The organism is Paraburkholderia fynbosensis (assembly GCF_902859935.1).
GTDB lineage: Bacteria > Pseudomonadota > Gammaproteobacteria > Burkholderiales > Burkholderiaceae > Paraburkholderia > Paraburkholderia fynbosensis.
The window spans coordinates 94,774-120,893 of the sequence record NZ_CADIKI010000007.1 but is presented as its reverse complement, the minus strand read 5'-3'; the positions used below and the strand labels follow the sequence as shown (position 1 = coordinate 120,893).

Annotated in this window: 26 protein-coding genes; 11 read left to right on the top strand and 15 right to left on the bottom strand. The window is 64.7% G+C overall.

The features are described 5' to 3' along the window. Nucleotides 1-82: 82 nt before the first annotated feature. Together speG and sap1 are read left to right on the top strand one after the other, a co-directional pair. On the top strand, nucleotides 83-625 hold the full coding sequence (speG, locus tag HV770_RS13665; RefSeq protein WP_175160342.1) for a spermidine N1-acetyltransferase: 543 nt from the start codon (nucleotides 83-85) through the stop codon (nucleotides 623-625). Between the two features lie 450 nt (nucleotides 626-1,075). Next, a complete protein-coding gene (gene sap1 / locus HV770_RS13660; RefSeq protein WP_175160340.1) occupies nucleotides 1,076-1,414 on the top strand; it encodes a surface attachment protein Sap1 in 339 nt (112 codons plus the stop codon). A 285-nt stretch (nucleotides 1,415-1,699) separates the two neighbouring features. Here the strand turns inward: sap1 and araH are convergent, their stop codons facing one another. The 4 genes from araH to HV770_RS13640 all read right to left on the bottom strand — a co-directional run bounded on the left by araH (nucleotide 1,700) and on the right by HV770_RS13640 (nucleotide 7,078). Beyond that, nucleotides 1,700-2,704 carry an L-arabinose ABC transporter permease AraH gene (gene araH, locus HV770_RS13655; protein WP_175160338.1) on the bottom strand — a complete coding sequence of 335 codons (1,005 nt, stop codon included), beginning with the start codon at nucleotides 2,702-2,704 and terminating at the stop codon, nucleotides 1,700-1,702. 73 nt (nucleotides 2,705-2,777) lie between these two features. Further along, nucleotides 2,778-4,349: an L-arabinose ABC transporter ATP-binding protein AraG gene (araG, locus tag HV770_RS13650; protein WP_175160336.1), complete on the bottom strand. Its 1,572-nt coding sequence runs from the start codon at nucleotides 4,347-4,349 to the stop codon at nucleotides 2,778-2,780. A gap of 107 nt (nucleotides 4,350-4,456) precedes the next feature. Beyond that, nucleotides 4,457-5,461, bottom strand: coding sequence for an arabinose ABC transporter substrate-binding protein (locus tag HV770_RS13645; protein ID WP_121316137.1), 1,005 nt, complete (start codon nucleotides 5,459-5,461; stop codon nucleotides 4,457-4,459). Between the two features lie 168 nt (nucleotides 5,462-5,629). Beyond that, nucleotides 5,630-7,078: an aldehyde dehydrogenase family protein gene (locus HV770_RS13640; protein ID WP_175160334.1), complete on the bottom strand. Its 1,449-nt coding sequence runs from the start codon at nucleotides 7,076-7,078 to the stop codon at nucleotides 5,630-5,632. 191 nt (nucleotides 7,079-7,269) lie between these two features. On the opposite strand from HV770_RS13640, the gene HV770_RS13635 reads away from it, so the two are divergent. Together HV770_RS13635 and HV770_RS13630 are read left to right on the top strand one after the other, a co-directional pair. Then, nucleotides 7,270-8,247: a LysR family transcriptional regulator gene (locus tag HV770_RS13635; protein ID WP_175160332.1), complete on the top strand. Its 978-nt coding sequence runs from the start codon at nucleotides 7,270-7,272 to the stop codon at nucleotides 8,245-8,247. A 140-nt stretch (nucleotides 8,248-8,387) separates the two neighbouring features. Continuing rightward, entirely contained in the window at nucleotides 8,388-8,942 is a 555-nt protein-coding gene (locus HV770_RS13630; RefSeq protein ID WP_175160330.1) for a YaeQ family protein, read from the top strand. A gap of 94 nt (nucleotides 8,943-9,036) precedes the next feature. Here HV770_RS13630 and HV770_RS13625 read toward each other — a convergent pair whose 3' ends face one another. Next, nucleotides 9,037-9,462, bottom strand: coding sequence for a VOC family protein (locus HV770_RS13625; protein WP_121316133.1), 426 nt, complete (start codon nucleotides 9,460-9,462; stop codon nucleotides 9,037-9,039). A gap of 406 nt (nucleotides 9,463-9,868) precedes the next feature. On the opposite strand from HV770_RS13625, the gene ada reads away from it, so the two are divergent. The 4 genes from ada to HV770_RS13605 all read left to right on the top strand — a co-directional run bounded on the left by ada (nucleotide 9,869) and on the right by HV770_RS13605 (nucleotide 14,576). Further along, entirely contained in the window at nucleotides 9,869-11,059 is a 1,191-nt protein-coding gene (gene ada, locus HV770_RS13620; protein WP_175160328.1) for a bifunctional DNA-binding transcriptional regulator/O6-methylguanine-DNA methyltransferase Ada, read from the top strand. Beyond that, entirely contained in the window at nucleotides 11,056-11,973 is a 918-nt protein-coding gene (locus tag HV770_RS13615; RefSeq protein WP_175160327.1) for a DNA-3-methyladenine glycosylase family protein, read from the top strand. Before ada ends, HV770_RS13615 begins: the two co-directional genes overlap by 4 nt. A gap of 253 nt (nucleotides 11,974-12,226) precedes the next feature. Next, nucleotides 12,227-13,846: a glutamate--cysteine ligase gene (gene gshA / locus HV770_RS13610; RefSeq protein WP_175160325.1), complete on the top strand. Its 1,620-nt coding sequence runs from the start codon at nucleotides 12,227-12,229 to the stop codon at nucleotides 13,844-13,846. A 220-nt stretch (nucleotides 13,847-14,066) separates the two neighbouring features. Next, on the top strand, nucleotides 14,067-14,576 hold the full coding sequence (locus HV770_RS13605; protein WP_175160323.1) for a hypothetical protein: 510 nt from the start codon (nucleotides 14,067-14,069) through the stop codon (nucleotides 14,574-14,576). A gap of 87 nt (nucleotides 14,577-14,663) precedes the next feature. Here HV770_RS13605 and HV770_RS13600 read toward each other — a convergent pair whose 3' ends face one another. Together HV770_RS13600 and HV770_RS13595 are read right to left on the bottom strand one after the other, a co-directional pair. After that, nucleotides 14,664-16,226, bottom strand: coding sequence for a DHA2 family efflux MFS transporter permease subunit (locus tag HV770_RS13600; RefSeq protein WP_175160322.1), 1,563 nt, complete (start codon nucleotides 16,224-16,226; stop codon nucleotides 14,664-14,666). A gap of 135 nt (nucleotides 16,227-16,361) precedes the next feature. After that, complete coding sequence (locus HV770_RS13595) at nucleotides 16,362-16,904, bottom strand: MarR family winged helix-turn-helix transcriptional regulator (RefSeq protein ID WP_175160321.1); 543 nt, start codon at nucleotides 16,902-16,904, stop codon at nucleotides 16,362-16,364. 242 nt (nucleotides 16,905-17,146) lie between these two features. Between HV770_RS13595 and HV770_RS13590 the strand changes: the two genes are divergently transcribed. Beyond that, nucleotides 17,147-17,518, top strand: a complete 372-nt coding sequence (locus tag HV770_RS13590) for a hypothetical protein (RefSeq protein WP_175160320.1) — start codon at nucleotides 17,147-17,149, stop codon at nucleotides 17,516-17,518. Nucleotides 17,519-17,726: 208 nt separating this feature from the next. Then, a complete protein-coding gene (locus HV770_RS13585; RefSeq protein WP_175160319.1) occupies nucleotides 17,727-19,298 on the top strand; it encodes an efflux transporter outer membrane subunit in 1,572 nt (523 codons plus the stop codon). A gap of 136 nt (nucleotides 19,299-19,434) precedes the next feature. On the opposite strand, the gene HV770_RS13580 is transcribed toward HV770_RS13585, so the two are convergent. The 8 genes from HV770_RS13580 to gspG all read right to left on the bottom strand — a co-directional run bounded on the left by HV770_RS13580 (nucleotide 19,435) and on the right by gspG (nucleotide 25,520). After that, nucleotides 19,435-20,214 carry a type II secretion system protein N gene (locus tag HV770_RS13580; protein ID WP_175160318.1) on the bottom strand — a complete coding sequence of 260 codons (780 nt, stop codon included), beginning with the start codon at nucleotides 20,212-20,214 and terminating at the stop codon, nucleotides 19,435-19,437. Nucleotides 20,215-20,236: 22 nt separating this feature from the next. Continuing rightward, the gene (locus tag HV770_RS13575) at nucleotides 20,237-20,740 is read right to left on the bottom strand and encodes a type II secretion system protein M (RefSeq protein WP_175160317.1); all 504 of its coding nucleotides are present in this window, start codon (nucleotides 20,738-20,740) and stop codon (nucleotides 20,237-20,239) included. Next, nucleotides 20,737-22,146: a type II secretion system protein GspL gene (gspL, locus tag HV770_RS13570; protein ID WP_175160316.1), complete on the bottom strand. Its 1,410-nt coding sequence runs from the start codon at nucleotides 22,144-22,146 to the stop codon at nucleotides 20,737-20,739. The genes HV770_RS13575 and gspL overlap by 4 nt, the downstream gene beginning before the upstream one ends. A gap of 28 nt (nucleotides 22,147-22,174) precedes the next feature. Further along, on the bottom strand, nucleotides 22,175-23,302 hold the full coding sequence (gene gspK / locus HV770_RS13565) for a type II secretion system minor pseudopilin GspK (protein ID WP_175160315.1): 1,128 nt from the start codon (nucleotides 23,300-23,302) through the stop codon (nucleotides 22,175-22,177). A gap of 1 nt (nucleotide 23,303) precedes the next feature. Further along, the gene (locus tag HV770_RS13560) at nucleotides 23,304-23,981 is read right to left on the bottom strand and encodes a PulJ/GspJ family protein (RefSeq protein ID WP_175160313.1); all 678 of its coding nucleotides are present in this window, start codon (nucleotides 23,979-23,981) and stop codon (nucleotides 23,304-23,306) included. Continuing rightward, nucleotides 23,959-24,375, bottom strand: a complete 417-nt coding sequence (gene gspI, locus HV770_RS13555; RefSeq protein ID WP_175160311.1) for a type II secretion system minor pseudopilin GspI — start codon at nucleotides 24,373-24,375, stop codon at nucleotides 23,959-23,961. Before gspI ends, HV770_RS13560 begins: the two co-directional genes overlap by 23 nt. Nucleotide 24,376: 1 nt before the next feature. After that, nucleotides 24,377-24,934: a GspH/FimT family pseudopilin gene (locus tag HV770_RS13550; protein WP_175160309.1), complete on the bottom strand. Its 558-nt coding sequence runs from the start codon at nucleotides 24,932-24,934 to the stop codon at nucleotides 24,377-24,379. 121 nt (nucleotides 24,935-25,055) lie between these two features. Continuing rightward, nucleotides 25,056-25,520: a type II secretion system major pseudopilin GspG gene (gene gspG, locus HV770_RS13545; protein ID WP_175160307.1), complete on the bottom strand. Its 465-nt coding sequence runs from the start codon at nucleotides 25,518-25,520 to the stop codon at nucleotides 25,056-25,058. Nucleotides 25,521-25,678: 158 nt separating this feature from the next. Here gspG and HV770_RS13540 point away from each other — a divergent pair, with 158 nt between their 5' ends. After that, on the top strand, nucleotides 25,679-26,092 hold the full coding sequence (locus HV770_RS13540; protein WP_175160305.1) for a type II secretion system protein N: 414 nt from the start codon (nucleotides 25,679-25,681) through the stop codon (nucleotides 26,090-26,092). Nucleotides 26,093-26,120: the final 28 nt, after the last annotated feature.

Genomic DNA, 26,120 nt, shown 5'->3' with positions numbered 1-26,120 from the left:
CGGGCAGACCGTGCAGGAACGGCGCGAGCCACAGCCGGGCGCGCGCGCAGACGCATGCAAATTAACGGTTCTGGGGGATTCAATGACGACCGAACGAAGCAGCGAACTCACGTTGCGCCCACTTGAACGCACCGATCTGCGCTTCGTCCATGAAGTGAACAACAACGCGAAGATCATGCGTTACTGGTTTGAGGAGCCGTATGAGACGTTCTCCGAACTAACCCAACTTTACGATCAGCACGTGCACGATTTGCGCGAACGACGCTTCGTCGCGGTGGACAACGTGGGCCAGACGATCGGCGTCGTCGAATTGATCGAGCTGGATTACATCCACCGGCGCGGCGAATTCCAGATCATCATCGCGCCGCACGCTCAAGGCCGCGGCTACGCCACCGTTGCAACGCAGCTCGCGATCGACTACGCGTTTTCAGTGCTGAACCTGCGCAAGATCTACCTGATCGTCGACAAGTCAAATACCGCCGCGATTCATATCTACGAAAAATGCGGTTTCCGGCATGAGGCCGAACTGATTGAAGAATTTTTCGGCAATGGCCGGTATCACAATGCATTGCGCATGTGCATGTTCCAGTCGGAGTTCTTCAACGCCGGCAAGCACGTCGACTGACCGCGTGAACGCGCAGCAGGTCGCGTGGGGCGTGGTCGCGGCCGCAGGGATGGTTTGCCTGGCACTGTTTATTTTCTGCATGCATACCGTTATTTGCATTTCTGAATGACGCGGTCGAACGACTTTGTGTGCAATGCACAAAGTGCGCTATGTATTGTATTGAACCGTTTAATTGACGCTGCGCGTTTACGCGAATGCGTGCGGCGAAAGGTTGACTGTTAAAGCACTGCGCTCCCGCCGGGTTTTATTTATCCGTGTTATTGCCCACCGTTTGGACTCTTGCACGGTCGAAGCCGCTGCGCCAGCAGGTGCGACAATTCGCCACTGTTGCGACCGCACACAACATGTGCTTGTCGTTCGTCGGCGTTCTTCTAAAGTGCAATGTGCGGGTTCAACGTTAAAGTTAAATACATAGCTAACCTGAGTATTCAACCCGCACCGGAGGAACATATGAAAATGCGCATCGCCGTTGTTTTCGCCATTGCGGGTTTGGCTGCCGCGACTGTTCAGGCGCAAGACGTCGTGATCAAGCCGCAGCAAACCATCCAGTTCAAGGCTAACGCCTATGGTTGTCTGTCGAAAGATAAACTCGACGCCGCCGACCAGCATGCACAAGCCGGCGAACAGCAAAAAATGCAGGAATTTTTCTCCGGATATCAGTGCGTGTCGGCACCGCAGGACTCGAGTTTCCGGGTCGTACGCGTGGTCGGCCACGATGTCGAATTCGTGAACTCCGGCAATAGCGATACGCAAGGTTTGTGGGCAAACGATCGGTTTATCAAGCAATAAACCGAACGTCGAACTGCGCGCCGCCATTCTGGAATAAATGGCGGAATGCGGTTTCTCGCGCATTGAAAAACTTCGAGCAATTCAAAGCCGAAGAGTGCAAACCTGTGAGTAAAAAAAGCCGGCATTGAAATGCCCGGCTTTTTTTATGCCCACATGGTGCGCTGTACTTTTCAGCGAGGCAGAAAAAGGCCGATGCGGATTCTCGATCCGCATCGGCAGTACGCCTTCTCGCAAAGCGCAGGAACAACACTTGAATCGACGCGACGGCGTCGGCCGCCGCGTGCGTCAGTGCACGCGCTTGCTGCGGCGGTACTGGTCGAACAGCACCGCCAGCAGCAGAATCCCGCCACGGATCAGGTATTGGTAAAAAGTCGGCACGTTCAACAGGCTCATCGCATCCTGCACGGAACCCATGATCAGCACACCGACCAGCACGCCGGAAATCGTCGCGACGCCGCCCGTTAGGGAAACGCCGCCGAGCACGCAAGCCGAAATCACGCCGAGTTCGAGCCCGACCGACGTTTTCGGATCGCCGAGACTCATGCGCGACGCCAGCATCACGCCGGCGAAGCCCGTTACGAGGCCTTGCAGCACGAACACGGTGATCTTGATCCGCGTCACCGGCAGGCCGGCCAGCACGGCGGCCTCGCTGTTGCCGCCGACGGCCAGCACGTTCTTGCCGAACACGGTCTTCTTCAGCAGGAAGCCGAACAGCACGAAGCCGATGATATTGCTCCAGATCGGAAACGAGATGCCGAGGAACGAGCCGCCGCCGAGATCGAAGAAACGCTCTTCGGAAATCATCACGGCGTCGCCGTTCGACGTAATGAACGCGAGGCCGCGCACGACCTCCATCATCGCGAGCGTGACAATCAACGAGTTGATCTTGTAGCGCGCGACCAGCACGCCGTTGACCAGGCCGACTGCGCCGCCCGCGAGTACACCGACCGCGACGCCCAGCAGCACGCTATGCGTCGCGGTGATCACCGTGGATGCCGCCACGCCCGCGAACGCGACGATCGACGCCACCGACAGATCCACCTCGCCGAGCGCGAGGACGAACATCATCGTGACGGAGATCGAGCCGATCAGCGTGACGGAGAGCAGCAAGCCCTGGATATTGCGCGAACTGAGAAAGTCCGGCACGGTGAACGACAGCACCGCGAACAGGATGACGAACACCATCACGATGCCGGACTTGTTGATCAGGTCCCAGGTGCGCGCGGCGCGCGCGCTCAGGCCCGCGGAGGCGACGGCTGGGGTCGGGGAGTCGGTGGAGGGTGTCTGCATGATGTCTGTTCCGTTTCAATAAGCGCGATTCAGTGGCTTGTTCGGGTTCGAGTCGAGTGGGTGGAGCGGGGCGTCAGCGCGGCAGCGCGAGCTTGATCAGCGCATCCGGCGTGGCCTGCGCCTTCGGCAGGTCGCCGACGATGCGGCCTTCCTTCATCACGATCACGCGATCCGCGACGCCGATCACTTCGGCGAGATCGCTCGACACGACGATGACCGTGCGGCCCGCTTCGGCGAGCCCGTACAACAGTCCGTAAATCTCGCTGCGCGCGCCGACGTCGATGCCGCGCGTGGGTTCGTCCATCAGGAACACGTCGATCTCTTCGGCGAGCCAGCGCGACAAAATCACTTTCTGCTGATTGCCGCCGGACAGTGTGCCGATCGGCGTCTCGCCGTTGCGCGTCTTGATCGCGAGCTTGCCGATGAATTCTTTGGCGGTCTGCGCTTCCTTGCGGCCATTGAGCACGTGAAAGCGGCTGAAATGGCGGCGGCAACTGATATTGAGGTTGTCCGACACCGAGGCGATCGACACGATGCCTTCCTGTTTGCGATCTTCCGGGCACAGCGCGATGCCCGCGCGCACCGCGTCGCGCGGCGTGGCGAAGCGCACGCGCTTGCCCTTGAGCGTGATTTCGCCGGCCGCCGGCTTGACCGCGCCGTAGATCAGCTTCATCAACTCGGACCGACCCGCGCCGACGAGCCCGAAAAAGCCGACGATCTCGCCTTTGCGCGCCGCGAACGAAGCCGGTTCGCGCAAGCCGCGTCCCATCAGATCCTGGACCTGCAGTTGCACGTCGCCGAGTTCGCGCGAGCGATAGCCGTACACGTCGGCGATCGAGCGGCCCACCATGCAGCTGATCAGGCGATCGCGATCGAGTCCCGCGCCGGCTTCGAACGTGTCGATGCGGCGGCCGTCGCGAAACACCGTGACGCGGTCGCACAGCTCGTACACTTCCTCCATCCGGTGCGTGACGTAGATGATCGCGCGGCCTTCGGCCCTGAGCGCACGGATGATCCGGAACAGCTGCGTGGTCTCGCGCGACGACAGCGAACTGGTCGGTTCGTCGAAAGCAATCACGCGCGCGTCGCGCATCAGCGCCTTGCCGATCTCGATCATCTGGCGCTGGCCGATCGACAGATTCTTGACCTGCTGCGACGGATCGATCTTTTCGCCGAGCCGCTCCAGCTCACGCACCGCACGCGCGACCAGCGCCTTTTCGTCCAGTACGCCGAAGCGATTGGGCAGCGCGCCGAGCATCAGGTTTTCCGCGACGGTCAGCTCCGGCACCAGGTGCAGTTCCTGGTAGATGATCGCCACGCCAGCCGCGATGGCTGCCTTCGTCGTGGTGAACTGCTGCACGACCCCGCCGAGCGACAGCGTGCCCGCCGCCGGCTGATTCACGCCGGACAGCACCTTGAGCAGCGTCGATTTGCCGGCGCCGTTTTCGCCCATCAGACCGTGCACTTCGCCGCGCCGCACTTCGAGCGACACCTGGTCGAGCGCGAGCACGCCGGGAAAGCGCACGGTGATGCCGTCGAGTTGCAGATACGGTTGCGCGTCATCGACGAAGACAGAGGCGGGCGAGGGCGCTTGCGCCGACAGCGCGACTGCGTCGCCGGGAGACTCGGTGGGTATGGACGTCATTGGAAAACCTCAAGCGGTGAACAACTCAACTACCGTGCTGTCGACTGCGCGGGCCGGTCTCGCGTGAGCGCGATCCGGCCCGCCGAACGTGCGGACTCGAAGCGGGCTTAGATGCCCAGTTCCTTACGCACGTCCTGCCAGTTGCTGCGCACCATCAGCTTGCCGGTGGTCTGCGTGTCGGCGGGCGGCTGCTTGCCGTCCTTGATCCACTCGACGAGGTTTTCCGTGCTGTCCTTGCCATGGTTGGTCGAGCTCACGGCGATCGTGCCGTAGAAGCCCGTCGGTTCCTTCTTCTGGAACTCGGCAAACGCTTCGCCCGCGCCGTTGATGCCAACGCCGATCACGTCCGCCGCCGGAATATGCAGTTGCTCGGTCGCGCGCACGCCGCCCAGCACGCTTTCCTCGTTGAGCGCGAAGATCACCCACTTCTTGATGTTCGGATGCTGTGCGAGCACCGGCGACGACGCGTTGAAGCCGCCTTCGTCATCGGTCGTCTTCTGCGGGGCGTCGAAGATGTTTTCCTTCTTGAAGCCGCCGGCCAGCAGCGATTGCGTCGCGCCGTCGGTGCGCAGCTTCGCGGTCGGCAGTTCGTAGTTCGTGATGCGCAGCGCGCCGACTTCTTCAGGCTTCCAGCCGCGGCGCTTCATTTCCTCCGAGATCGCCGTGCCGACCTGATTGCCGATCTTGAATGCCGACATGCCGAGGTGCGGCACGTTCGCGAGCGGCTTGCCGGTGGAGTCGACCAGTTGATCGTCGACGGTGACGAACTTCATGTTGTAGCGCTTCGCGCGCGCCTGAATCGCCGGTCCGAGGCGCACGTCCGGCGCGCAGATCACGAAGCCCTTCGCGCCTTGTGCGCCGAGGTTGTCGATCGCAGCCAACACTTTTTCGCCATCCGGCGTGCCGATGTTGACGACCGAGAAACCGTCCTTCTGGCCAAGCGCGGTTGCGGCTTTCTGTTCGTTGATGAACCACGCCTGTTCCGGCATCTTCACGAGAAAGCCGACCTTGAGCGGCTGGTCCGCGTGCGCGGAAAGTTGCATGGCGAACGGAGCGGCGAGGGCGGCGGCGGCCATCGCGGTGAGGGTCAAACGGCGAAGCTTGCTGGTCATTACGTGTCTCCTGAGGTTGAAAAGCTGCATTGGTTTGGTTAGCGTGCAGCAGGGTCATGCGCGGCGGCGTCAGCCGGGGCGCGAATGAAGCTTGGGATGCGCGGCGCATCGGATCGCGGCTGTGCGATAAACGGCACGGTGGAAGGCCATGCGTGACATTCATCGCAATCAGCCCGCGACATAGGCCGTTTTCACGGCCGTCCAGAACGCTGCGTCGGTGGCGCCGTAGGCGGACGCCTTGCGGCCGCCGCCGGGCGCGTGGTGCTCGACGGTCGTGGTCGGCAGATTGATCGTGACGAGGCCGCTCTGGACGTGGCGGCGGAAATGCCGTGCGCGTTCGAGCGAGCGCGTGCAGATGCCGGCGCACAAGCCGTAGGCGGTGTCGTTCGCCAGATGCAGCGCGTGGTCGTAGTCGTGCGCGCGCAGCACGACGGCGAGCGGCCCGAAAATTTCCTCGCGCGCGATGCGGTGTTCCGGCTCGCCGATGAAGAGCGCCGGTTCGAAGAAGTAGCCGCGCGTCGCGCGCTCCAGTTGCTGGCCGCCGCGCACCAGTTGGGCGCCTTCCTGCTGACCGATGCGCACGTAGTCCAGGTTGCGCTCCAGTTGCGCGGCGTTGGCGACCGGGCCGATGTCCGTGCCGTGCTTCAACGCGTGATCGACCGAGAGTTTGGCGAGCTTCGTGCGCAACGCGTCGACGAACGGCTCGAACACCGCGCGCTCGACGATCAACCGTGCCGCGGCCGTGCTGCGCTGACCCGTCGAGCTATAGGCGCCGCTCAAGGCGGCATCGACCGCGCCGTCGAGATCCGCATCGGCCAGCACCACGAACGGATTCTTGCCGCCCATCTCCAGTTGCACGCGCACCTGACGGGCCGCCGCGGCCTGCAGCACGCGCGTGCCGGTGTCCGTCGAGCCGCTGAAACTGATTGCCGCCACCAGCGGATGTGCGACGATCCGCGCGCCGACCTGGCGGCCGCTGCCCATTACCAGATTGAACACGCCCGCGGGCAAGCCCGCGCGGCCGATGATCGAAGCCAGCGCCGCCGCGCAAGCCGGCGCCGACTCCGCCGGCTTGAAAACGACGCAGTTGCCGTGCGCGAGCGCGGCGCCGATCTTCGCCGCGGCGATCGCCAACGGCGCGCTCCACGGTGTGATGATGCCGACCACGCCGAGCGGTTCGCGCGTCACGTCGATTTCGACGCCCGCGCGCGCCGATGCCAGCGGCTCCGCAAACGCACGCAGCGTTTCAGCGGCGAACAGCTTGAAAATCTGGCCCGCGCGCGTGGCTTCGGTTTGCGCCTCGGGCAAGGTCTTGCCGATTTCGCGCGCGAGCAGCCGGGCGAGTTCGTCGCGGCGGCCCAACATCTCGGTGCCGATCGCGTCGAGCGCGTCCGCGCGGCGCTGGGCCGACGCCAGCGACCAGTCGCGAAACGCCGCGTGCGCGGCTTCGATCGCCGTATCGGTCTGCCGCACGTCCGCGCGGACGTATTCGCCGACCGGTTCGTCGAGGTCCGACGGGTTGAACGACACGCCCGCGGTCGCGCCCGTCTCCCATCCGCCATTGATGTAATGGCGAAACGGACTGGCAACGAGCGGGACGAGCGAATCGCGGTTCATCGACGGAAGGGCGCCACTTGGGAAGCTTGGAAAGTCCACGAATGGTATGAGCGGTGCCAATAACTTTCCAATCCCTTTTTAAGCCATCCCGATATCAGTTTCGGTATGGCATGATTGACACCGTGCCGGATGAAGCGTCCGTCACGAGGGCTTCATGCCCATCAGCGAAAAACAAGATTGGGAGACAAACGATGACGCGAAGTTATTCGAACTGGTTCGTCCGGGCGCGGCTCAAGACGCGCCAATTGCTGCTGCTCGCGGCGATGGAGGAGGAGGGCAACGTGCGCCGGGCCGCGGACGTGCTCGGCATGACGCAGCCAGCCGCCTCGCGCCTGCTCAAGGAGCTGGAGGACATGCTGGAAGTCAGCCTGTTCGATCGCACGCCACACGGCATGCACGCGACCCTGTACGGCGAGGTGATGATCCGCCACGCGCGCATGGTGCTGTCGAATCTGAGCCACGCCCACGACGAAATCTCGGCGCTGCGCTCCGGCCTCGCGGGGCAGGTGCGTATCGGCGTGATTGCGGCCGCCGCCGCGACGATGGTGCCGCGCGCGATTGCCGGCGTGAAGGAGCGCTATCCACAATTGCAAATCTGGGCTGAGGTGGAAACCTCGGACGTGATGCTGCCGCGGCTCGCCGAAGGCGAACTGGACATCATGATCGGCCGGGTGCTGGAGCGGCAGAACCAGTTCAAGGCCGAAGTCCGCTACGAGCCACTCGCTGACGAACCGCTCTGCGTGGTGGCTCGTCCCGGCCATCCACTCGAAAATGAGACAGGGTTGACGCTGCGGGGAATCGTCAACGCGAGCTGGGTTTTGCACCCGCCGGGCAGCGTGCTGCGCCACCGCTTCGATCTGATTTTTTCACAAATTGGCCTGAATCCGCCGCAAAACGTGGTCAACACCAACAACTTCCTCGCAATTTCGAGCTTGCTGCTCCAGAGCGACATGTTGGCCGTTCTGCCCGACGAAGTGGCGCGTCAATACCAACAGTACGGTGTGCTAAAGCGTATGCCGATCGATTTACCGTGCAGGATGGATACATTCGGTATCATCACGCGCCAGTCGCATTTGCTCTCGCCGGCCGCAGCCGTGGTGCTGGAAGCCTTGCGGGAAGCAGCCGCCGGGGTCTACGGCACGGCTTTCGAGCCGGCAGTGGCGCGATAAATGCTCCTCCCGTTGGCATGACCGTCGGCTGACGGCGCGGGAGACATGCGATGTACAACAAACACGGAAAACGGCAACGCGCCGTCGACGATTCTTTTTCTGTTCGCTCCGGTGGAGCGAGCGCCTGGTTTAGCAACGGCATGGCACTCAAATCGACGATTTACAAGGCGGAACTGCAGATCGCCAACATGGACCGGCACTACTACGCCGACCATTCGCTGACGATCGCCCGCCACCCCTCGGAAACCGACGAGCGGATGATGGTCCGCGTGGCGGCGTTCGCGCTGTTCGCGCAGGAACGCCTCGAATTCTGCAAAGGTTTGTCGGATGTCGACGAACCGGATCTGTGGCAAAAAGATCTGACCGGCGCGATCGAAACGTGGATCGAAGTCGGCCAGCCGGACGAACGGCGCATCGCCAAGGCGAGCGGCCGCTCGAACGAAGTGATCGTGATCGCGTACGGCGGCCGCGCGTCGGACATCTGGTGGCAAGGCGTGCGCAACAAGGTTGAGCGCATGCGCAACGTCACCGTGTGGACCCTCGGCGAAGATGTCGCGCCGGCGCTCGGCACGCTGGCGGAACGCACGATGCGCCTGCAATGCACGGTGCAGGACGGCGAAGCATGGCTCGGCAGTGCCGAAGCCGATGCGGTGAAGATCGAGTGGACGGTGTTGAAGGCGCCGGCCAACGCGTAAGGGCTGACGGCTCGCGAATCGCGCTGGCGCCCGACTCGCAGCTCGACTCGCTTTGGCGCCGAAGCGGTGTTCAGTCCCGCCATCAGCCTGACGCCTAAAGCGACGTGACCCGCGCCGCTTCCGGCGGCCCCTTGAGTTCGACCATGTTGCCCTCCGGATCGAACAGATATAGCGACTGGCCGAAGCCGTCTGCGCCATAGCGCAGCGCCTGTTCGCCCAGCCGCGCGCCATGCCCGGTTAGATGCGTCTTGAGCGCGTCGGCGTCGAATGGTTCGACGCGCAAACACACGTGGTCCATATTCCGTCCCGCGCCCGGCGCGCCGTTTTCGGCGTGGTCGAGCTTGCCGCCAACCTGCAACAGGTCGATCAGCGAGCGCCCTGCGCGCAATTGCGTCAGACCCAGTTCCCGCTGTTCCTTTTCCAGGCTGCAGCCGAGCACGTCGCAATAAAAGCGCGTCATGGTTTCGACGTCCGTCGCCCGAATGACGACGTGATCGATCTCGCGAATGTGGATTTTCATGTCGGACGCCTCTGGCTAGTTGGAACAACGGATGATTAGCCAGTGTAGGAGAAAGGGCGGCGCCGTGAGCGGGGCCATGAATCCAGCCGTCAGGGCCGGATCGGGAGCCATGTGGGGAACGTATAGACGAAAAAAAGCCCGCTCTATGTGGAGCGGGCTGAATCCATATCAGGAGGAGACATGGAGGAGACAGGTACTAATATACACACGGGGTTGATGCGACGCAATAACTTTTTAAGGGAAAACCCGATATCGAGCCAAATTGTCGCACTTTGTGGCAAAACGACGGCCTGGCGGCCGTTCCACCCTACGAACAAGCGCAATGACAGAGCAAGAACCGGGGCGTAGGGTGTGAGCATACGGCCTACATTGGTGAGCATCGACCACGTCTGACCTCGAGACCATCATGAACCGCACGACCGATTCTGCCGCCCCCAGCCCAGCCCCGGCCACCACGAGCTGGGCCTCCGACGACGAGCGCTGGGCCGCCGTCACGCGCCGCGAGCCACGTGCCGACGGCGCATTCTTCTACGCGGTCAAGACGACTGGCGTGTTCTGCCGTCCGTCGTGCGCTTCGCGCCAGCCGCGCCGTGAGAATGTCGCTTTCTTTACCGATGTCGCCGCCGCCCGTGCCGCGGGCTTTCGCGATTGCAAGCGCTGCCAGCCCGGCGGCCTGCCGCGCGAACTGGAGATCATCCATCGTGCGTGCGCCGCGCTGGACGCCGATCCGCAGCAGCGCCTCACGCTCGCGCAACTGAGCGATGCCGTGCACGTCAGCCCGTTTCACCTTCAACGTCTGTTCAAGCGCGTGGTGGGCGTCTCGCCGCGGCAGTATCAGGCCGCGCAGCGCGGCGCCGCGTTGCGCGATGCGCTGCAAAGCGGCGCGGACGTTACGCGCGCCACGCTCGACGCCGGCTTCGGCTCGCCCTCGCGGATGTACGACAGCGCGCCAGCCGAACTGGGCATGGCGCCGTCCGCGTATCGCAGGAAGGGGGCGGGGCTGACCGTGCGCTACGCCTGCGCGCCGACCTCGCTCGGTTTCGTGCTGGTCGCGGCCACGGACAAGGGCATCTGCAAGATCGGTTTCGGTGACGACGACACCTCGCTGGTCGACGAACTGCGCGGCGAATTCGCCAACGCCGACCAGGTGGAAGACGCCCAACAGCTCGCGCCGTTCATCGCGCAGATCGACGCCTATCTGCGCGGCACCCGTCAGGACTTCGATTTGCCGCTGGACATCGCCGCGACCGCATTCCGGCAACGTGTATGGGACGCGCTGCGGCGCATCCCTTACGGCGAAACGCGCAGCTATTCGCAGATCGCCGAAGCGGTCGGCTCACCAGGCGCGGTGCGCGCGGTGGCGACCGCCTGCGCGACGAACCCGGTGGCGCTCGCCATTCCTTGTCATCGCGTGGTGCAAAAGGGCGGGGCGCTGGCCGGCTATCGCTGGGGCCTGCCGCGCAAGGCCGCGCTGCTCGACACCGAGGCGCAGCATGCCGGCCACGTTTCGCTCGGGCAATCCGGCCGCAACAAGCCAGCCGCGGCCGGCGCCGATTCCCTCACCACCACCCCCGCCAAACTGGATCACGCCGCGTGAGTACGCTCGACGAAGTCACCACCCTCGAATTGCCGTTCAAACCGCCATTCGACTGGCCGCGCCTGCTGCGCTTTTTCGGCGGACGCGCGACGCCCGGCGTCGAGGCGGTCGAAGACGGCACGTATCGCCGCGCGATCGATTGGGCCGGCGACAGCGGCACGCTGAGCGTGCGCCTGCATCCGCGCAAACGCTGTGTTGTCGCGAGCATCGAAGGGCCGGCGAGCCGTCACGCCGACGCGCTCGCCGCGCCGATCGCGAAGATGTTCGATCTGCACGCCGATCCGAAAAAGATCGGCGCCGAACTCGCCGCGGACCCGTGGCTCGCGCCGCTCGTCGAGGCCGCGCCCGGCCTGCGTGTGCCGGGTGCGTGGTCGGGCTTCGAACTCGTGGTGCGCGCGATCGTCGGCCAGCAGGTTAGCGTGAAAGCGGCGACCACGATCATCGGACGGCTCGTGCAGCGCGCCGGTGAGCGCATCGACGGCCATCCGCATGAGAACACCGCATGGCGCTTTCCTACGCCCGCCGCGCTGGCCGCTGTCGATCTCGCGCAGATCGGCATGCCGGGCAAACGCGTCGCGGCGTTGCAGGGCTTTGCGCATGCCGTCGCCACCGGCGACGTGCCGCTCGACAGCAACGTCGTCGACGCGACCAGCCTGCGTGCCGCGTTGCTCGCGCTGCCCGGCATCGGCCCGTGGACCGTCGAATACGTCGCGATGCGGGCATGGCGCGACGCCGACGCGTGGCCCGCATGGGACCTCGTGCTGATGCAGTCGATCTGCGCGCGCGATCCGTTGCTCGTGCGGCCGACGCAGCAACGCACCCGTACCGACGCGTGGCGTCCATGGCGCGCGTATGCGGCCATGCATCTGTGGAACGAGGTGGCGGACCGCGCGGGCGCCGCACGCGGCGGGTGAAGTTGCACGGGCGCGTGGGTCGAATAAAAGTGTGCGACGGGGCAGCGCGGAGAACCGGCCGGCAGGCTGATTCGTGCTGAAAACGGGCGGGACTGGCGCCCCTGAAAGGCCGCCAGAGCGGGCTCAAGCAGGCGCCGTAGCGAGATGTTAAAGTGCCCGCTACTGAAAATTCCGCCGAACGTTGTCGACCGCGCAGTGCTGCCCGCGAGCAGTCGAGCGGCACATGGCGGCCGACATCGCCCGACTCGCATCAATGCCAAACACAACGACACCTCCCCGCACGACCGACGCGTTCCTGCACCGCTTGTCCGTGCTGACCTCGGGCCCGCAGCGCGACGCGCTGACACGCGGTCTGCGCGGCATCGAAAGGGAAAGCCTGCGCGTCACGCAGGACGGTAAGCTCGCCTTGAGCCCGCATCCGCGCGCGCTGGGTTCGGCGCTCACGCATCCCTCGCTGACCACCGACTATTCCGAAGCACTGCTCGAACTGATCACACCCGCCGAACACGACGTCGCGGTGACGCTCGAGAAGCTCGACACCCTGCATCGTTTTGTCTACGCGGAACTCGGCGACGAGATCCTGTGGAACAACTCGATGCCCAGCCTGCTGCCCGACACCGACGAAGGCATTCCAATCGCGCATTACGGCACGTCGAACATCGGCAAGCTGAAGTACGTGTACCGCATTGGCCTTGCGCTGCGCTACGGCCGCGCGATGCAGTGCATCGCAGGCATCCACTACAACTATTCGCTGAACGAAGAAGTGTGGCGGCTCCTGCATGCCGACCAGCAATCCACCGCTACCGCAGTCGATTTCCAGTCCGAACGTTATCTCGCGCTGATTCGCAATTTCCGCCGCACCAACTGGCTGCTGATGTACCTGTTCGGCGCGTCGCCGGCGCTGGATCGTCGTTTTCTCCGCGATCGCAAACACTCGCTGGAAACGTTCGACGCCGACACGCTGTACCGCCCGTACGCCACGAGCCTGCGCATGAGCGACCTCGGCTATTCGAACACCACCGCGCAAGCCGCCCTGCATGCCGACTACGACACGCTACCGGGCTATCTCGACGCGCTCGCAAAGGCCGTGAGCCAGCCTTACCCGGCCTACGAGGCGATCGGCACGCAGCGCGACGGCGAGTGGGTACAGATCAACACCAACGTGTTGCAGATCGAAAACGAGTTTTACTCGACGATTCGTCCGAAGCGCGTCACGCATCCGGGCGAGCGTCCGTTGCATGCGCTGGCCGCGCGCGGCGTGCAATACGTCGAAGTGCGCTGCATGGATATCGATCCGTTCGAGCCAAGTGGAATTTCGCTGGAGACGTCGCGCTTTCTCGACGCGTACCTGCTCGTCTGCACGCTCGACGACAGCGCGCCGTTGCCGCCGGCCGCCTATTGCGAAGCCAATCAGAATTTTGGCCGCGTGACGATGGAAGGGCGCAAGCCCGGCCTCGAACTGACGCGCGACGGCAGCCCCGTTGCGATGATGGATTGGGCTGACGAACTGATGAGCCAGATCGACGCGGCGGCCGCCGCGCTCGACGAGCTGCAGGGCGGCGACGAGCACGCGCGCGCCGTGGCTGTCCAACGCGCGAAGCTCGCGGACGTGACGCTGACGCCGTCGGCACGTGTGCTGCAAATCATGCGCGACAAGCAGCAGAGCTTTCTCGCGTTCGGCCTTGAGCAAAGCGAAGCGCACGCCGCGTATTTCCGTTCGCGTCCGCTCGACGCCGCGCAAACGCAGGCATTCACTGAACTCGCTGCGCAGTCGCTGGCCGAGCAGAGCAAACTCGAGCGTGAAGAAGTCGGTTCGTTCGACGCGTTCGTCGCCGCTTATCGCGCGTACACGTTGAACCGCTTCAGCGTCTGAACGACACGCATAGCGAAATGACGAAAAAGCGGCCGACGTGGCCGCTTTTTTATCGCCCTTACTATCCGCAGGTAACGACTACGTGACGTGCGGCCGCGCGTCGAACGGGATCGGCAAATTCTCCGCGCCCTCTGACGATTCCCTGACGCAGATGAAACACCACACCAGCACCGTGGTCCAACCTGGTATGACACGCTCCCAGGCAGGAGGTATCGACGTGATGAACAAAGGTCTGTTGGCCGCGCTGCTGTGTCTAGCAACAGCGGCGGGATGTTCGACGCAAGGCCAGGTCGATCCGGACGTCATGCAGATCGCGACGAAGCCGTTGACGTGTTCGAACAAAGCGGAATGCGACCTGTGGTGGCAACGGGCGCAGTCATGGGTATCGACCCATTCGACCTACAAGATTGAATCCGCGACCGACTCGCTGATTCAGACTGCCGGACCGGACGGCGGCAAGCGTGCGCTGGCGTATCAGATCACGCGCGCGGCGAACCCGGACGGCACGGCGACCATCGGCTTTGCCGCGCATTGCGACGGCTCGTTGGGCTGCAAGCCGAACCCTTGGGAAGCCGGCGCCGACTTCAAGCAATACGTGCGCGACGGGACTGCCGGCGCACCGCAAGGCGACGTGAAACCAACTCCGCCTGCGGCGCCCACGGCCATGCATCCGGATTCCACGCAAGGTCAGTCGATGCCGTCGAGCACAGGCGAAGCCGTGACACAGTAGTGATGCCGTGATGAATACAAACGTGGGCAACGATGCGAAGATCTCGCATGGTTGCCCACGTAAGCGTGCGAAGCCTGGCGATAAAGCTCAATGCCCCATCGAAGGACCTGCGCCTTTGCGCGGCTTGGTAATCCACACCAGTACCGCAAGCACGAGAAACGCCGCGCAGGAGATGCGGAAGAAATCGTTGGTGGCCATCATGTACGCCTGGGCGGTCACCACCTGGTTCAATTGCGCGGTAACGCCATCGCCGGAGAGTCCGATCCCCGCCAGCGCATTGGTGTAGGCGTTGGTGTTCGCCGAATACACGTTCACCGAATCGGCCAGCATGGCGTGATGGGTGATCGTGTCGTTCTCCCAGAACGTCGTGCTGATTGCGGTGCCGATCGCTCCCGACAAAGTCCGGAAAAAGTTCGATAAACCCGACGCGCTGGCGAGCCGGTCGTCGGGTACGCTCGACAGCGTGATGGTCGTCATCGGCACGAAGAAGCAGGCCACGCCGATACCTTGCACGAGACGCGGCCAGATTACGTGATTGAACGGCACGTCGAGCGTAAACGTCGAGTTCCAGAATGAGACGAACGCAAACACGATGAACGCAAAGCTCGCCACCATGCGCAGGTTAAGCCGGTGCATGTTCTTGCCGATCAGCGGCGACAGGAACAGCGCGAGCAGGCCGACCGGCGCGGTCGCGAGGCCCGCCAGGCCGGCGGTGTAGCCCATGACCGTTTGCAGCCACAGCGGGAAGATCACCACCGACCCGAAAAAGGCCATGAAGCCGAACGAAATGATCAGCACACCGAGCGCGAAGTTACGGTCCTTGAACAGCGAGAGATCGACGACGGGTTCTTTCTCCGTCATCTCCCACACCAGCAGGAAGGCGATCGACACCACCGCGATCACCGCCAGCGCGACGATGAATGTCGAGTTGAACCAGTCACGGTCCTTGCCGAGGTCGAGCATCATCTGCAGACACGACACGCCGATCACGAGCAACGCGAGGCCTACTGCATCGATGCGTTGACGGGTGGTCTTCGTCTCGCGGCCGCGCAGGAGCAGATAGGCGCACACCGCCGAGAACAGCCCGATTGGCACGTTGATGTAGAAGATCCACGGCCACGTGAAGTTGTCGGTGATATAGCCGCCCATCACGGGTCCGAAAATCGGCGCGCAAATCACGGTCATCGCCCAGAGGCCGAGCGCAAGCCCGCGCTTCTCCGGGGGATAGGAACGCATCAGGATGGTTTGCGAAAGCGGAACCATCGGCCCGGAGACCAGCCCTTGCACGAGCCGGAACCCGATCAGCGATTCGAAGTTGTGCGCGAAACCGCACAGCGCCGATGCAATCGTAAAAAGCAGCACGGACAGCGTGAAGAGCCGCACTTCGCCGACACGCCGCGCGAGCCAGCCTGTCAGCGGCACGGCGATCGCCGATGCCACCGAATACGACGAGATGACCCACGTGCCTTGGCTGGTCGCCACCCCGAGGCTGCCGGAAATGGTCGGCACCGCAACGTTCGCGATCGAGGTGTCGAGCACTTCCATGAAGGTGCCGAGCGCGAGGCCGACGGTCAGCAAGGCGAGCGCCCCGCCCTTGAGCGGGGCGGGTTCGGCGGCGGGCCGGGCAACGGCGGAAGCCGTGGCGTCCATAGTTCTTCTCCTCAGTCGGGAAAGCTTGTCAGGGCAGCTTTATTACGCCTTTCGACCAGCGCACTTATATGCCGGAACATCCTCTGCCCTGACAGATATATAAAGGCAACGGCGCGTCAAAAAAACGCCTTTTGGTTACTGGCCGCCGCAGTCCGGCGAGGCCGCTTTGGGTGATTCTCCCTGCGACTCCGATTGCGGCCCCAACCCGCAAGCCGCGCCGATTCCGTCGCCGGGACCGTTCGCAATGAAACGGGCGAGCAGCTCGATCAAGGTCGCATGCTCGTCGGCAGAGAAGCCGCGCAATTGCTCGTTCAGCACCGCCGCGCCGAGACTGGGCAGCTGGCGTGCCGCGTCGTGACCTTGCGGCGTCAGTTCCAGTTTCACCATCCGGCGATCGGCGTCACTGCGCGTGCGGACGACAAAGCCTTTCTTTTCAAGTCGATCGAGCAGACGCGTCATCGAGCCGCTGTCATACGACATGGCGCGCGACAGCTCGAACGGCGTGCTCGCGCGCCGCGACGACAACATCACGATCACGCCGATCTGCTGCGCGGTCAGCCCGAGCGGTTTAACCGCACGATCCGTCCGCTCGACCAGCACGTTGCGCGCTTTCGTCAGGTAGTAGCCGAGACTCGTCGTCAGCTGAATCTCGTCTGCTTTGTAGGGACCGTCGGTCATGGTGGTTCCAATACATCGGGAAGCAGAAATGAAGTTTAGCTGCCTAAGCAGGTAAGTCAAATCAAATGATGCGCTTCGCGGCCAACGGAAAAACAACACGCAACACGCGCGCGGCGCAAAGTATGTTGAAATTTAATTGCATAGTCAATATTATTACAGGCAACGAGTTACCCGCCTCCGAGCCCATGTTCTGACCGATTGTCTGCACGCCGCGAGCGCGCCGTGCAAAAAGGATTTCCCCCATGCTGTACCTCAAAAACACCCTCGGCGGCTTGAGCCGCTCCCTGACCGATTCCGCGTTGCATAGCTTCAAGGGGCCGCACCGCTGGTGGAAACTGGCGCTGTTCGCCGGGCTGTTCGTGTTGCCCGGCGGGTCGGTGGGGGTCGCGGTGTTGGCTTGGGTCGAGCATCGGCGGGGCAGGAGGGTCGCGCAGGCGACAGAGGTGAAGCGGGCCGCTGCGCCGGCCCTGACCGAAGGCGTCACGACAGCGGCAGGCAACGCGACCCATGCGGCCAGTCCCGCAGGCGTCTGCCAGGCGCGCGGCGATGCGCCATGCCGGGCGGCGGCGGGCCGACTGGCGCGCCAGACCACATCGACCGAATCACGGGTTTAACGGCCTCGATCAGGCTGCCGGCCGCGCCGGTAACAGCACGTAACCATCGCGACACCCTAAGTAACACACCTGCGCGCATCCCCGCATTACCCTTTCAGTTTCCCGCGTTCACGCGGGCTCATACGCTAACATTTCGGCAGACCAAGATATCGCCCGGCCGACGGTGCCGCCATCGGCCGCATTGCGGCGTCCAGAAGGAATTCATTGCATGCAGTCTGATCGAATCTCGCGCGCGCGGCCGCTTGCGCCTCGCGCCCTGACCATTGCGATAACAGCGGCCCTCGCCACGCTGCTGGCCGCTTGTGCTGTCGGCCCAGACTACAAGCGGCCGGCCACCGAGATCCCCGCGTCGTTCAAGGAGGCCGCCCCCGGTTGGAAAGTCGCCGAACCCGCCGACCAACACGATCGCGGCGACTGGTGGACGATCTACGAAGACCCGCAACTCAACGCGCTCATAGACAAGCTGAACGCCGCAAACCAGACCGTCGCGCAATTCGCCGCCACCTATCGGCAGGCACGCGCGCTGGTCAGCGAGGCGCGTTCGGCGTATTTCCCGGTGATCGGCGCTTCGGCGGGCGCGACGCGTTCCGGCAACGGCATCGCATCCAGCGGAAGCTCGACGACCGGCAGCAGCCGCTCCGGCGTCGGCAACAGTTTCAACGTGCAACTCGACGCCAGCTGGGAGCCCGATCTGTGGGGTTCGGTCACTCGCTCCGTCAACGCGCAGAAAGCGGGCCAGCAGGGCGCGGCCGCCGATCTGGCGAACGCCAGGCTGTCCGCTCAGGCCACGCTCGCGCAAACCTATTTCTCGCTGCGCGCGCTCGACTCCACCCAGAAGCTGCTCGACGACACCGTCGCGGCTTATCAACGCTCGCTGCAACTCACGCAGAATCAGTACGCCGCAGGTGTCGCCGCGCGCTCGGACGTGATTCAGGCGCAAACGCAGTTGCAGTCCGCGCAGGCCGCCGCGATCGACAACGGCATCCAGCGCGCGCAGGACGAGCACGCGATCGCCGTCCTGATCGGCGTGCCGGCCTCGGTCTTCACGCTGCCGCCAATGCCGCTCACCGCAACCCCGCCCGCCGTGCCTGCGCAGATGCCGTCGGCGCTGCTGGAGCGGCGTCCGGACATCGCGTCGGCCGAACGCAAGGCCGCTGCCGCGAACGAGCAGATCGGCGTGGCGATTGCGGCGTTCTTCCCGTCGCTGACGGTGTCGGCTACCGGCGGCTTCGAGAATTCGGTGTTCTCGCAGCTGCTGACCGCGCCGTCGCGCTTCTGGACGGTCGGCCCGCAACTCGCGGCCACGCTGTTCGACGCCGGTCTGCGTAAGGCCCAGACCGAAGCCGCCCGCGCCAACTACGACGCGGACGTCGCCAGCTACCGTCAAACGGTGCTGGCCGCGTTCCAGGACGTCGAAGACAACCTCGCGTCGCTGCGCATTCTCGAACAGGAAATCGTCGTGCAGCGGCAAGCGGTCGACTCGGCCCGCCAGGCACTCGCCATCGTCACGAACGAGTACAAGGCGGGCACAGTCGGCTTCGTCAACGTGCTGACCGCGCAGACCACGGCGTTCACGGCCGAGCAGAAGCTCGAGAGCATCGCTGGGCAACGGATGGTGTCGTCGGTGGGTCTGGTGAAGGCGCTGGGCGGCGGCTGGGAGGCATCGCAGATGAATCGCGAAACCGGCGACGTGGCCGCGCCGGCGCCGTTGCAGGCGGCATCGGCGGTGCCCGTCGCGCAGAGCGGGGCCGCGCCGCAACAGCAGGTTCAGAGCAGATAAGCGCCTCGGCGCTCGCCGGTGCGAAGCAAAAGAGGCATGGCCGCGAAATGCGCCCATGCCTCTTTTCTATCGTGCCAACGCAACCGGGCAGGTGACCCGCATCGTCGCGCCAGCCGCAAACGTCGGCGCGCGAACCTCAGTGTGCAAACGTCAACGTCACCGTATCCGGTCCGCTCGGCCGGCCCAGCAGATTCAACAGCCCCGCGAGGTTTTCGCGCGCTTCGGGGGCGGCGCTGGCAGTGCCGTGGAACGACGTCGACGCGGCAGATATCGTGCCGTTGCCGTTGAGCATCAGCGGGCCCTTGAGGGTCGTCAGATCGAGCGTGGACGATGCGCCTTGCGCCTGAAAGGTCACGCGGTACGAGCCGAGCGGCTTGACCAGCGAGACGCGCGAACTGACATCGTTCAGCGTCACCGTCAGCTGGCCGAACGCTTCCCGGTTGAAGCTGCGCCAGTCGGACCAGGAAAGCTGCACATTGCCCTGCAGATCGAGCGTATTGAAGGGTGCGCCGAGACCGCTCAACAGCGAAGCCGGCACGGCGATCGTGCCGGGCGTGACGGTCGCGCTGCGCGGCGTGGCGTCGACCGTGATCGGGTCGGGCATCGCCTCGCTATGCCGCATGACCATACGCACACGGCCGGTGAACAGCGGCCAGAACGCCGTGCTCCATTCGATCCGGCCAGGCAGCAGCGTCGCGGCGCTCATGTCGGAGCCGGCGGCCAGCATCAGCGTGGCCGAGCCGTGCCAGAGCGAGCCGGCCGGGTCGACCAGATTGACGTGGCCGCCCGTTTGCCGCGCGAACTGCGGCGTGATCCAGGCGGCCGGCAACAGCGAGAGCATCACCACCGCCGAGGCCAGCCCGCCCACCACCGCCCACGGCAGCGCGGCGCGCGCGCGCCGCATCCAGTAACTCATGCGAAACCCCGTAGCGCCGCGCTCATTTCGCGGTCGACGGCTGCAACGACGCCGTCAGATCCACCTGGCCGTCGTCCTTCAGCGCGGTGACATGCGCCTCGGCGATCTGCACCTTGAACTGCTTGCGCGCATCGTCGACCCAGCTGGTCCACGCCGGGAACGACGCGTTCTTCATCTGGATCTGCACCGCGTTGCCGATCACCTGCACCTGCGTGGCAGCAAGCCCGTGATCGCTGAGCGACGCGGAGAGCGCATCCTTGAGCGCGGCGCCGGTCGGCGCGACGCCTTGCGCGACCGCCGAAAGCGCGCGCGCTTCGTTCGCCTGCGCGGTCATCTGCGCGAGTTGGTGCTGCAGGCTGGGCAGCGATTCACGCAGATGCACGCGGCCTTCCTGCGCCGGCGCCCACAGCACCGACCACGCGAGCACCACGGCGAGCACACCGCCGCCCCACGTGATGATGGCTTTTTCGCGCTCGGTGCGCTGGTCCCAGAAGCCGGCCCATGTTTGAGCGAGTTCAGCTTTCATTGTCCGTTCCTGATGGTCCACTTGCCGGTATTGCTGTCGATCGCGCCGCTCAGCCCGTTGCGTCCGAGGCGCTTCGCGAAGTCGGGGTCGAGCTTGACCTCGGGCTTGAAGGTCACGTCGAGCCGCCGGTCGTGATAGTCGAGCGCCGCGATGCCGTTGACCGGCACCGGCGCGAGCGAGCGCGCGAGGCCGTCGGCGAGCGACAGGAAGTCATCCGGCGACAGTTCGCCCGCCGCCACACGCAGCTGCTGCAACTGGCGCGACATCTGACCGGGCGCATCGAGCACGACCGTCGTCTTCGGGAAGGTATTGAGCAGCAGCTCGGTCATCTGCGTGCTGATCGCGTCGCGTTCGCGCGCGAGCATCAGCCACTGCACGTTCGCGCCGACAATCGCGATGACCAGCGCGCCGATCGCCAGCAGCACCGGCAGGCGCAGACGCCGCAGCGTCGCGCGGTCGAGCCGCCACGGCTGCGACGCGAACTCGAACTGGCACAGATCGAAGCGGCACTCCAGCGCGCGCCGGGCGAGCTGCTCGAACGGCAACGGACTCGCGCCGTGGATATGCGCGGCCAGCCGCGCCGGGCTGTTCGCGGCGAGACCGGGCTCGTTGCCCGGCACTTCGGTCAGCATGTACAGCGAGACGGACGCCGCGCCGGCGAGCGCGCCGAGCGTCGTGTTCACCGCATTGGCCGGCACCGCCATACCTTCGCCTTGCACCCCACGCGCAATCGCCAGTTCGACGCGCGGCACGCCGCTCTCGACCACGCCTTCCAGCAGCAAGGCGGGCGCGGTCGGCACCACCGCGCCGAGCACGGCGGCCACCATCGGCACTACGGCGGCGACATCGGGCGCCACCACGGGCGCGACGCCCGGCAGCGCCGTCGCGACGTCGGCCGAGCCCGCCAGCGTCGGCTCGCCCGCGTCGACCAGTTCCGCGATTTCGGCGAGGGTAGCGGGCGCGGCTGCCTGCGGCAGGCAGCGCGTCACCGGCACGGCGCGCAAGCTGCGGTGACCGGCCGTCGTGAATGCCTCGCAGATAAAGCGGAACCAGCCACGGTCGATGATCGCGAGCAGCTGCCGGCCGCCCGCGGCCGGTTGCGGGTCGACGGCGATGTGACAGGTTTGCGGGTCCTGGATCAGCTGATCCTCGACGATGTTGGGCAGGGCCTGACGCAGCTTCGGACCGCGCAGCGGCGGCAGCGTCGTGGGCATCATCAGCAGGTCGCGCGCGGCGACCATCAGCACCGTCGACGTCGCGCGCGGCAGCAGCGCGAGCGCGGAGCGGCCGGCGCGCTGGGTGCGGCCCGACTTGTCGAGCAGAACGAACGGCAGCTCGGGCAATTGCCATTCCTGCGATGGCACCGCCGGGTCACGCGGCGGCAGTAGGACGATCAGCGTGCTCAAAGGCCACTCTCTCCGGGAATTGCGTTATTCATAGTTGGTCTTGTACCCGCACGATACGCGTAGTGTGAGTCATCGCGTCGCGATAGACGAGCGTCGTGCGGTCCACCTCGGCGCGTTCGTGCTGCACGCGGCCATGGATCAAAAAGTAGTTCGAATTGACGTCCATTTCGGCCGGATCGATCGCGACCGATTGCACGCCAGCGCCGCGCAACGCGAGCTGCACGTCGCTGACGTTGTGAAAGAACACCGTCGTGCGGCTCGCGACGAAACTTTGCGCGGCCGACTGGCTCATGCCCGGCACGACCGCCGCGATCACTTCGGCCGACGCCGTGTTCATGTTGAGCGCCGTGACGGTCGGCAACACCGTGACGAAGGGGCGCAAGCGCGCGACCATCTCCGGTGTGTAGCCGGGAATGTCGAGCAGCGAATCGACACCGGTCATTTGCAACGGCGCGACCGCCGCGTTGTCGTCGCCGTCTTCGATGCCGGGTTTGTCGGTGAAGCTGCCGCCGGTGGCGCCGCCTTGAATGGTCGGCGTCGCGGATGTCGTCGAGCCGCTGGTGGACGTGACGCTCTGGAAGCGGGTCGCCGACTGCGAGAGACTGTTTCGCACCTGTACGGCGGTGGCTTTCGCGAGCTGGCTGTTCACGCCGAGCGACACCAGCAGGCGCTGATACGCGCCGATCTGTTCGAGGTTCAGCTGCATCACGCCGGGCGCGGGGCTCGCCACCAGATTGCGCAGATTGAATTTCGCCTGCGCGTCTTCGATCGATCCGGACAGATAGGTTGCCGCGCCTTGCTCGGCACGGACCTCGCCGATCTGGCCAAGGAAATCGGACAGGCGCGTCTTCGCGATCGGCACGCCCCACAGTCCGCCCAGATAGGTGATGCCGGCCGACGTATCGCCTTCCGAGCGCAGGATCAGACGGGTCCAGTCCAATGCGCCGCGCGCGACCCATTGCGCCTGCGAAAGCAGCCGCTGGTTTTCGATCCGGCGAATCTGCACCTGCTGGCGCCACAGCATGCCCGAGACCAGAATCGCCGATAACGCGACGACCAGCAGCGCGCTGATGATCGCCGCGCCTTGCTCCCGTGCGCGAGATGGCGAGCGCGAAGAAGATGAAAAGCGTCGCGGAGATGAGCAAGAGAATTTCATTTCATTCTCCGACGAGAAAAACCCGCGTCACAGGCCGCGCCAGCGAGCGCGCGCCGACGCTCACTTCGAGCCCCGTCACCGAGCGCGGCAGCGGCGCATTGCCGAGCTGCGGCACTTTCAGGTTGTTGTCGGCCTCGGTGATCGCGCTCTGCACGTCTTTCATCTGCGTGGTCCAGCCGACCTTCGGCACATAGAGCCGCGCGGAGATCGCACGGACGCCGCCCATCAACGGCACCGCGCTCCAGCCTTCGCCTTCGCTGCCGCGCAATGCGCGTCCCAATTCGCCTGCATTGGCAAGCGGCGGCGACGCGTAACGGATCACGCGTCCGTTGGACACCTGGTAGCGCACCACCTGCAGGCGCGGCGCCGTGCCCGGCAAGTTCATCTGCCGCACGATCTGCAGCGTGTTGCCGGACAGGGAAATTGCTGCCTGCCCGGATTCGTCGTCGGACGCGGCCTGCCGTGCGTCGATCCGCATCTGGTCGAATACCTGCGCAAAGACACGTTCTTCCTCCATCGCGTTGGTGATGGTGGTGCGGCCGCGAATGATCTGGTCGAGCCCGCGCCACGACAGCACGGCGATCACCGCCATGATCGCGATCGCCACCAGCAGTTCGATCAGCGTGAAGCCACGCGCGCCCGATCGGCGGCGGCGCTCAGAGCGAGCGGTTGTTTTCATTCGCGACCACCGTGACCATCTGAGCGAGATTGCCGGAACGCCCAGGCATCGTCACCATCACTTCCACACGACGAAACACCGGATTCGGCGTCGCCGTCACATGCTCGGTGCAGATCAATTGCAAATTGCCCTGCGAGCAATCGAAACTCGTTGCGCCGACGTCCGGCCACGCATGCGTCAGACGCAACTGCGCGAGCGTATTGTCCGCGCTCCAGCCGGCCAGCAGGCGGCGGTGCAGATCGGCTTCGCCGCTCGCGAGACTGCCGACCGCGCGCAACGACGCCGACAGCGCCACCGCGATGATCGCAAGCGCGACCAGCACTTCGATCATCGTGAAACCGCGTTGCGCGCGTCCGGCGCGCTGGCGAGCGGTCCTGCTGCTGCAACGACGCATTTCAGTGCACCTCATAGCGGCCATTGCCGGTGCCGACGATCGTCGCGCGCCCCGCCGCCGAAAACAGCGTGATCTGCACCGGTACGTCGATCGCTTCGGTGCCGAAGACGACGCGGCTCGGCTGCGAATCCGAGCCCGGATAGCTGATCGTCACGCCGGTCACGCCGCCTTCCCACTGACGGGGCCCGAGCAGATCGTCGCGCAGCGGACGCCAGCCGTCTTCAGTGCGCTGATCGAACCGGAAGCCGCCCTCGACCGGTTGCCACGCGATGGGCCGCGCGCGCACCTGCGCTTCGTCGCCGGCAGATTCGAACAGCAGCGCGAGACGCTGCGCTTCCTCGTTCAGATCGGTGCGCGGATTGCGCGTCATCGTCAGCGCGGTCAACGATACCAGCAGGCCTGCGATGACCAGCACCACCATCATTTCGAGCAGCGTGAAGCCCGCGTCGCGGCGCCGGCTGCCGGCGAGGCGCGAACGACGCGCGCCAGCGCACGCCGCGCGCGGCGGCGAGACCGTACACGGAGTGTCCAGAGGGGACTTGCAAGCGGACATACGCATAGTGCCGGCCACGAAACGATCAACCCAAGATCAAACGACGATGTATCGATAAAGCGCGCGAGCATCACTGCAGAGCAGCGCGGACAGCGCGCGCGGGAGAATCAAAAGCTGTGCAGCGCGCCTATTGCCACGAGCCGACATCGGAGTCATTGCCTTCGCCGCCGGCCTTGCCGTCCGCGCCGTAGCTGAACACGTCGATCTCAGCGTGCACGCCCGGATTCAGATACTGATACGCGTTGCCCCACGGATCATTCGGCAGACGCTCGAGGTAGCCGCCGTCCTTCCAGTTGCTCGGCACCGGATCGGCGCTCGGCTTTTCGATCAGCGCGCGCAGGCCTTGCTCCTGGGTCGGATAGCGGCCGTTGTCGAGACGATACAGCTTCAACGCCTGCATCATCGTGCCGATGTCCTGCTTGGCGGCGACCCGGCGCGCTTCGTCCGGACGGCTCATGATTTTCGGCACGATCAGCGCGGCGAGAATGCCCAGAATCGCGATGACGACCATGATTTCGATCAGCGTGAAACCGCGCTGACGACGGCTGCGCGAACCCGCGATATCAGTGCGGCGAGTGTTCGACAGTTGCATAGCTTGCTACCTCTTTTCAGGTGAAAATTTCGACTGGGCGGGTTCGCTGGTCAGCTATCAGGCCGCTATTGAACACGCCCGGGCGGTCATTTTAATGTCATGGTGTTGAAGGGTTCCAACGCAACGCAATTTTCACAATAGTCCGTACAATGATGCGCATGAACGCCATCCAAATCCGCCTTCTGTCGCTCGCGCTGTTCGCCGTTTTTTGCGCGACGCTGACCTACTGGGTTATCACGCTCACCACGATGTCCGGCGCGCCGTTGCCCGCAGCCGCCGCGCACGCGCAGGTCTCGACCGACCAGGCCGCCACGCTGTTCGGCGGCCAGCTCACGCGCAGCGTCAACCAGGACGTGCATCTGTTCGGCATCCTCGCCTTGCGCGAAGGCGCCGCGGCCATCGTCAGCGTGGGCGGCGAACCGCCGCATGCGGTGTCGCTCGGCAGCACGCTGATGCAAGGCGCCAAACTTTCCGAGGTCCGGGCCCGCTCGATCATCATCGACCGCAACGGCGCGCACTCCGAAATCTTTCTGCCCGCCAACGCCAGCGGTCCTACGATCTACGTGCGCTAAACACCGGCGCTGAAGCGAATGCGCGCGG

What these genes read in the sequence shown, in the direction of transcription:
- speG (WP_175160342.1), top strand. Translation starts at nt 83, where the DNA reads ATGACGACCGAACGAAGCAGCGAACTCACGTTGCGCCCACTTGAACGC.
- sap1 (WP_175160340.1), top strand. Translation starts at nt 1,076, where the DNA reads ATGAAAATGCGCATCGCCGTTGTTTTCGCCATTGCGGGTTTGGCTGCC.
- araH (WP_175160338.1), bottom strand. Translation starts at nt 2,704, where the DNA reads ATGCAGACACCCTCCACCGACTCCCCGACCCCAGCCGTCGCCTCCGCG.
- araG (WP_175160336.1), bottom strand. Translation starts at nt 4,349, where the DNA reads ATGACGTCCATACCCACCGAGTCTCCCGGCGACGCAGTCGCGCTGTCG.
- HV770_RS13645 (WP_121316137.1), bottom strand. Translation starts at nt 5,461, where the DNA reads ATGACCAGCAAGCTTCGCCGTTTGACCCTCACCGCGATGGCCGCCGCC.
- HV770_RS13640 (WP_175160334.1), bottom strand. Translation starts at nt 7,078, where the DNA reads ATGAACCGCGATTCGCTCGTCCCGCTCGTTGCCAGTCCGTTTCGCCAT.
- HV770_RS13635 (WP_175160332.1), top strand. Translation starts at nt 7,270, where the DNA reads ATGACGCGAAGTTATTCGAACTGGTTCGTCCGGGCGCGGCTCAAGACG.
- HV770_RS13630 (WP_175160330.1), top strand. Translation starts at nt 8,388, where the DNA reads ATGGCACTCAAATCGACGATTTACAAGGCGGAACTGCAGATCGCCAAC.
- HV770_RS13625 (WP_121316133.1), bottom strand. Translation starts at nt 9,462, where the DNA reads ATGAAAATCCACATTCGCGAGATCGATCACGTCGTCATTCGGGCGACG.
- ada (WP_175160328.1), top strand. Translation starts at nt 9,869, where the DNA reads ATGAACCGCACGACCGATTCTGCCGCCCCCAGCCCAGCCCCGGCCACC.
- gshA (WP_175160325.1), top strand. Translation starts at nt 12,227, where the DNA reads ATGCCAAACACAACGACACCTCCCCGCACGACCGACGCGTTCCTGCAC.
- HV770_RS13605 (WP_175160323.1), top strand. Translation starts at nt 14,067, where the DNA reads ATGAACAAAGGTCTGTTGGCCGCGCTGCTGTGTCTAGCAACAGCGGCG.
- HV770_RS13600 (WP_175160322.1), bottom strand. Translation starts at nt 16,226, where the DNA reads ATGGACGCCACGGCTTCCGCCGTTGCCCGGCCCGCCGCCGAACCCGCC.
- HV770_RS13595 (WP_175160321.1), bottom strand. Translation starts at nt 16,904, where the DNA reads ATGACCGACGGTCCCTACAAAGCAGACGAGATTCAGCTGACGACGAGT.
- HV770_RS13590 (WP_175160320.1), top strand. Translation starts at nt 17,147, where the DNA reads ATGCTGTACCTCAAAAACACCCTCGGCGGCTTGAGCCGCTCCCTGACC.
- HV770_RS13585 (WP_175160319.1), top strand. Translation starts at nt 17,727, where the DNA reads ATGCAGTCTGATCGAATCTCGCGCGCGCGGCCGCTTGCGCCTCGCGCC.
- HV770_RS13580 (WP_175160318.1), bottom strand. Translation starts at nt 20,214, where the DNA reads ATGAGTTACTGGATGCGGCGCGCGCGCGCCGCGCTGCCGTGGGCGGTG.
- HV770_RS13575 (WP_175160317.1), bottom strand. Translation starts at nt 20,740, where the DNA reads ATGAAAGCTGAACTCGCTCAAACATGGGCCGGCTTCTGGGACCAGCGC.
- gspK (WP_175160315.1), bottom strand. Translation starts at nt 23,302, where the DNA reads ATGAAATTCTCTTGCTCATCTCCGCGACGCTTTTCATCTTCTTCGCGC.
- HV770_RS13560 (WP_175160313.1), bottom strand. Translation starts at nt 23,981, where the DNA reads ATGAAAACAACCGCTCGCTCTGAGCGCCGCCGCCGATCGGGCGCGCGT.
- gspI (WP_175160311.1), bottom strand. Translation starts at nt 24,375, where the DNA reads ATGCGTCGTTGCAGCAGCAGGACCGCTCGCCAGCGCGCCGGACGCGCG.
- HV770_RS13550 (WP_175160309.1), bottom strand. Translation starts at nt 24,934, where the DNA reads ATGCGTATGTCCGCTTGCAAGTCCCCTCTGGACACTCCGTGTACGGTC.
- gspG (WP_175160307.1), bottom strand. Translation starts at nt 25,520, where the DNA reads ATGCAACTGTCGAACACTCGCCGCACTGATATCGCGGGTTCGCGCAGC.
- HV770_RS13540 (WP_175160305.1), top strand. Translation starts at nt 25,679, where the DNA reads ATGAACGCCATCCAAATCCGCCTTCTGTCGCTCGCGCTGTTCGCCGTT.